This window comes from Streptomyces sp. NPDC007095 (assembly GCF_040634475.1).
Lineage (GTDB): Bacteria > Actinomycetota > Actinomycetes > Streptomycetales > Streptomycetaceae > Streptomyces.
In genome coordinates, this window is the sequence record NZ_JBEYFS010000174.1 from 21162 (window position 1) to 26112 (window position 4951).

General features: G+C 72.2%; 3 protein-coding genes and 1 pseudogene. All 4 read left to right on the forward strand.

Annotated elements, in window-relative coordinates; all coding sequences use genetic code 11:
• Nucleotides 1-17: 17 nt before the first annotated feature.
• Nucleotides 18-1016 carry an ABC transporter permease gene (locus ABZ656_RS41550; RefSeq protein WP_101400527.1) on the forward strand — a complete coding sequence of 333 codons (999 nt, stop codon included), beginning with the start codon at nucleotides 18-20 and terminating at the stop codon, nucleotides 1014-1016.
• Nucleotides 1013-2593, forward strand: coding sequence for an ABC transporter ATP-binding protein (locus ABZ656_RS41555; protein ID WP_101400528.1), 1581 nt, complete (start codon nucleotides 1013-1015; stop codon nucleotides 2591-2593). The genes ABZ656_RS41550 and ABZ656_RS41555 overlap by 4 nt, the downstream gene beginning before the upstream one ends.
• A 189-nt stretch (nucleotides 2594-2782) precedes the next feature.
• A complete protein-coding gene (locus tag ABZ656_RS41560) occupies nucleotides 2783-4516 on the forward strand; it encodes a DUF3492 domain-containing protein (protein WP_101400529.1) in 1734 nt (577 codons plus the stop codon).
• Nucleotides 4516-4821: pseudogene (locus ABZ656_RS41565) on the forward strand (hypothetical protein); the annotation flags it as partial. The gene ABZ656_RS41560 and the pseudogene ABZ656_RS41565, both read left to right, overlap by 1 nt.
• Between the last annotated feature and the right edge of the window lie 130 nt (nucleotides 4822-4951).

Below are 4951 nucleotides of genomic sequence, written 5' to 3' on the forward strand. Positions count from 1 at the left end.
AAGAAGGAGGCCGAGGCATGAGCGGCTTCGGAGGATTCGTCCTGCGCCGCGCCGTCGGCACCGTGATCACCCTGCTCGCCATCTCGGTGATCGTCTACGTCGTCTTCTACGCCACCCCCGGCAACGTCGCCCAGATCACCTGCGGCCCGCGCTGTTCTCCGGAACAAGTGCACCAGGTCGCCCAGCAGTTGAGGCTCGACGACCCGCTGTACGTGCGCTACTGGCACTTCCTGCAGGGCATCCTCGTCGGCCAGGACTTCTCCACCGGCACCTCGATGGAGCACTGCTCGGCGCCCTGTCTCGGCCTGTCGTACCAGGGCGACACCCAGGTCACCCAGCTGATCCTGGCGAAGCTGCCGGTCAGTCTGTCCCTCGTGTTCGGCGCGATGGTGCTGTGGCTGATCCTCGGCGTCGGCACCGGCATCCTCTCCGCGTGGCGGCGCGGCCGGCTCACCGAGCGTGTGCTGACCGGCATCACCCTCGCGGGCGTCGCCACGCCGGTCTTCGTGATCGGCCTGGTGCTCATGATCGTCGTCTGCGGCCAGTTGCAACTGCTGCCCTTCCCGCAGTACGTCAGCCTCACCGACGACCCGGAACAGTGGGCCTGGAACCTGCTGCTGCCCTGGCTCTCCCTCGCCCTCATCGAGGCCGCCGCGTTCGCCCGGCTGACCAGGGCCGCGATGCTGGAGACCCTCGCCGAGGATCACATCCGGACCTTCCGGGCGTACGGCGTCGGCGAGCGGTCGATCATCGGGCGGCACGCGCTGCGCGGGGCGTTCGCGCCGATCATCGCGCTGAACGCCAACAACGTCGGCTCGGCGGTCGGCGGCGCGGTGCTCACCGAGACGCTCTTCGGACTGCCCGGCATCGGACAGGAGTTGGTGCACGCGGTGAACGTCGTCGACCTGCCGGTGGTCGTCGGCATGGTCCTGGTCATCGGCTTCTTCGTGGTCATCGCCAACGCCGTCGCGGACGTGCTGTACGCGGTGGCCGACCGACGGGTGGTGCTCGTATGAGCTTGGTGGACGTCACGGATCTGACGGTCGAGTTCGGGTCCCTGCGCGCTGTGGACGGCCTCTCCTTCAGCCTGGAGCAGGGCGCCGCCCTGGCGCTGGTCGGCGAGTCCGGCTCGGGAAAGTCCACGGTCGCCTCGGCCCTCCTGGGGCTGCACCGCGGTACGGGAGCCGACGTCGGCGGCTCGGTGGGCGTGGCCGGCATCGACGTACAGGAGGCGTCCGACGCCGAACTGCGGCGGCTGCGCGGCGGGAAGGCCGCCATGGTCTTCCAGGACCCCCTGTCGTCCCTCGACCCGTACTACGCGGTCGGCGACCAGATCGCCGAGGTGTACCGGGCGCACGTGAAGGCTTCCCGGCGCGCCGCACGCGCGCGTGCCGTCGAGGTGCTCGACCGCGTCGGCATCCCGGGGGCCGCGCGCCGGGCGCGCTCCCGCCCGCACGAGTTCAGCGGCGGAATGCGCCAGCGCGCGCTGATCGCGATGGCGCTGGCCTGCGAACCCGACCTGCTGATCGCCGACGAGCCGACCACGGCCCTCGACGTGACCGTCCAGGCCCAGATCCTCGACCTGCTGCACACCCTGCGCGAGGAGACCGGAATGGGCCTGCTCCTCGTCACGCACGACGTGGGCGTCGCCGCCGAGAGTGCCGACGAGATCCTGGTCATGCGGCACGGGCGGGCCGTCGAACACGGCCTCGTCGGTGCCGTCCTGGGGGCGCCCGCGCAGACGTACACCCAGGAGCTCCTCGGCGCGGTGCCCCGCGTGGACGTGCCGCGCACCGGCTCCGAGGCGACGGAGGAGGTCGTTCTCGAGGCGAGCGGCCTGCGGCGTGAATTCGGGCGCGGGAAGAAGGCGTTCGCGGCCGTCGACGATGTGTCGCTGACGATCCACCGGGGCGAGACCCTCGGGATCGTGGGGGAGAGCGGCAGCGGCAAGACCACCCTGGGACGGATGCTCGTAGGGCTGCTGGAGCCCACGGCGGGGGAGATCAAGCCCGGCGGAGGCGTGCGCCCGGACGTCCAGATGGTCTTCCAGGACCCCGTCTCCTCCCTCAACCCGCGCCGCAGCGTGGGCGAGTCGATCGCCGATCCGCTGCGCGCCCGCGGGGAAGACGACAAGGGGCGCATCCGGGGGCGCGTACGGGAACTGCTGGAGCGCGTGGGGCTCGAAGCGGCGCACTACGACCGTTACCCGCACGAGTTCAGCGGCGGACAGCGCCAGCGCGTCGGCATCGCCCGGGCGCTCGCCGCCGACCCACGCGTCATCGTCTGCGACGAGCCGGTCTCCGCGCTCGACGTCACCACCCAGGCCCAGGTGGTCGCCCTGCTCGCCGAACTGCAGCGGGAACTCGGGCTCGCGCTCGTGTTCGTGGCGCACGACCTCGCGGTCGTCCGCCAGGTCAGCGACCGGGTCGCGGTGATGCGACGCGGCCGGATCGTCGAGTACGGACCCGCCGACGAGGTGTACGAGTCTCCGCGTGACCCGTACACCAAGCAGCTGCTGGCCGCTGTACCCGCACTGGATCCGGAGGTCGCGGCACAGCGACGGACGGTCCGGAGGCAGCTGACGACGGTGTGATGCAACGTGACTGCTTGATCTCGTAGCGCGACAGAACGCGACCCGCACGGGAAAGTTACGACCGTTCACCCCTTTTGGTGGCGCGATGGACAACCGTCCGTCGCGCCACCGCCATGTACGCATACGTTCTTCCCGCTGCGAGCCGCCGGGTCAACGGCGGCTCCCCATAGGGAGATCGGGGGTGCACTGGTGCGCATCGGACTGCTTACGGAGGGTGGCTATCCGTATGTGAGCGGTGACGCCAGACTCTGGTGCGACCGGCTCGTGCGCGGGCTAGGGCAGCACGAGTTCGACATCTACGCGCTCAGCCGCAGCGAGCGGCAGGAGGACGAGGGCTGGATCCAGCTGCCGCCGCAGGTCAGCCGGGTGCGGACGGCTCCGCTGTGGACGGCCGAGGACGACGGCGTGGTACACGGGCGACGGGCGCGTCGACGGTTCGCCGAGTGCTTCGGGGAGCTGGTGGCGACGGTGTGTGCCGCGCCGGCGATCCTCGACGGCTCTCAGGCCCCGGGCGGTGCGGAGGCCTCCGGCGGTGTGGAGGCGGACCGTTTCGGCAGTGCGCTGTACGGGCTTGCGGAACTGGCCCGCGACGAGGGCGGGCTGGTCGGGGCGCTGCGCTCCGAAGGGGCCGTGCGCGCCCTGGAGCGCGCCTGTCGTGCGCCCGGCGCACTGCGTGCCGCGCGTACCGCGCGCGTGCTCGACCTGCTGTCCGTCGTCGCTCACATCGAGCGCGCCCTGCGCCCTCTCTCGCTGGACTGGTACGAGGACGACGGGCTCGGCTCGGTCGACCTCTGCCACGCGGCGGCCGGTGGCGAGGCCGCCCTGCCCGGCCTGCTCGCCCTGCACTTCGCCGGGGTGCCGCTGCTGGTCACGGAGTACGGCGTGCAGCTGCGGGCGCACTACCTCGCCTCCTGCGCCGCCGAGGAGTCCCCCGCGGTACGGGCGCTGCTCGCCGCCTTCCACGGCGCGCTGGCCGCCGAGGTCTACCGCCGGGCCGCGCTCATCACGCCCGGCAACACCCACGCGCGCCGCTGGCAGGAGCGCTGCGGCGCCGACCGCGCCAAACTGCGCACCGTCTACCCCGGAATGGAGGCCGCCCGCTTCGCGGAGGTGGGCGAGCGGGCCGACGGCTCCGGATGCGCGGGGCCGGACACCCTGGTCTGGGTCGGACGCATCGAGCCGGCCAAGGACCTGATCTCTCTGCTGCACTCCTTCGCCGAGGTCCGCAAGGAGGCACCGAAGACCCGGCTGCGGATCGTCGGCGCACCCGCCGACGGGCCGGAGGGCGCGCTGTACGTGGCTCACTGCAAAGCGCTGGCCGCCCAGCTCTTCCCCGACGAGGCGGAGGGCGTGCACGCGGTCGGCGACAACCCGGTGTCCTTCGAGGAGATCGGCGACCCGGAGGTCCCGAGCCTCGCGGAGGCGTACGCGTCCGGCGCCGTGGTCGTCCTCTCGAGCGTCGTCGAAGGCTTCCCGATCAGCCTGGTCGAGGCCATGTTCTGCGGCCGCGCCACCGTGTCCACGGACGTCGGCGCGGTCGTCGAAGTCATCGGCGGTACGGGGCTGGTGGTGCCGCCGCGCAATCCGCGGGCGCTCGCCGAGGCATGCGTGGCGCTGCTGCGCGACCCCGAACGGCGTGCACGCCTGGGCGCGGCGGCCCGCGCGCGAGCCCTCGAACTCTTCACGGTCGAGCAGAACATCACGGCATTTCACGGCATTTACCTGGAGATCGTCTCGCGTTCCCCGGTCCGGCGGCTCGTCGTGGACGACGCGGGAGACCCCCTGCCGTTCGGCGTGACGGCCGAGGCCCACGTACCCGGCCGGTGGACCGAGGCCCGCCTCATGGCCACGGGACAACCGCGCTGGGCGGCAGGGGCACCGGTGCGCGCCACAGCTCCGCTGTCCGCGGGGGAGGGCGCGTGATGAGCGAACTCGTACGGGACGGCTCGGGCGGTGCACGCGGGGACGCCGGGGGTGACCCGGGGGGCGACTCCGTCGGCGACCCGGGGGGCGCGCACACATCCCTCGGCGGTGGTCGCCGCGGCGCCGTGGACCCCGTGAAGGCGCTGATGCACCGGCATCGTGAACTCTGCGAGCGCGCCGTCGACCCTCTGGAGATCGCGGCGGGTCTGGAGGCGCACGGGGTGACCGACCGCACCGCCGTACGGTTCCGGCACCGGGACGTCTTCTCGCTCGCCGAGGAGATGTATGCGCGCGTCGCCCGCGACTCGGACCCGGCGCCGCGGCCCGTGGCCCCCGCAGTAGCATTCGTTCACGGCGACGATCGTCGGCGCCGGGAAGATGTCGCAGTTCGCCCCCGGATACCTCCGTGTAGTCGCGGGCGGCGAGGAGGTGGCC

Coding starts and splice junctions, on each gene's coding strand:
- ABZ656_RS41550 (WP_101400527.1), top strand. CDS start 18: ATGAGCGGCTTCGGAGGATTCGTCCTGCGCCGCGCCGTCGGCACCGTG.
- ABZ656_RS41555 (WP_101400528.1), top strand. CDS start 1,013: ATGAGCTTGGTGGACGTCACGGATCTGACGGTCGAGTTCGGGTCCCTG.